The 418-nt window shown below is 62.0% G+C and carries 1 protein-coding gene; it reads right to left on the bottom strand.

Annotated elements, in window-relative coordinates; genetic code table 11:
• A partial coding sequence (locus HU806_RS26270) for a reverse transcriptase domain-containing protein (RefSeq protein ID WP_273018717.1) occupies positions 1-418 on the bottom strand: 418 nt, incomplete at both ends.

Here is a 418-nt window from a genome sequence, read left to right as displayed (position 1 = left end):
GCCGTTCCAACTCTCGGTCGAGTTCGTTGAGCAGGATGTTCGACAGCAACGGCGAGAGAGGGCCGCCTTGCGGCGCCCCTTCCTGCCGTCGACTGACGATCCCGCCCGACATGACTCCAGCTTCGAGGTAACGACGGATCAGCCTGAGCACCCGCTTGTCTTCGATTTGAGGCTCGACGTAGGCCATCAATACATCGTGGTTGACCCGATCGAAGAACTTCTCCAGATCAAGCTCCACGCACCAGCGGTGGCCCGCCGCCACATGGGCGCGGGCTGTTTCGATGGCTTGATGAGCGCTTCTGCCCGGGCGAAAGCCGTAGCTGTAGTCCGAGAACAGAGGGTCGAAGATCGGCGTAAGCTGCTGCAGCAGGGCCTGTTGGATCAGGCGATCCACGACGCTGGGGATGCCCAACTGCCG

It is taken from the genome of Pseudomonas sp. SWRI154 (assembly GCF_014268645.1).
Classification (GTDB): domain Bacteria; phylum Pseudomonadota; class Gammaproteobacteria; order Pseudomonadales; family Pseudomonadaceae; genus Aquipseudomonas; species Aquipseudomonas marvdashtae.
Note: the sequence above shows the minus strand (reverse complement) of the source record. Positions and strands in the feature narration are given on the sequence as shown.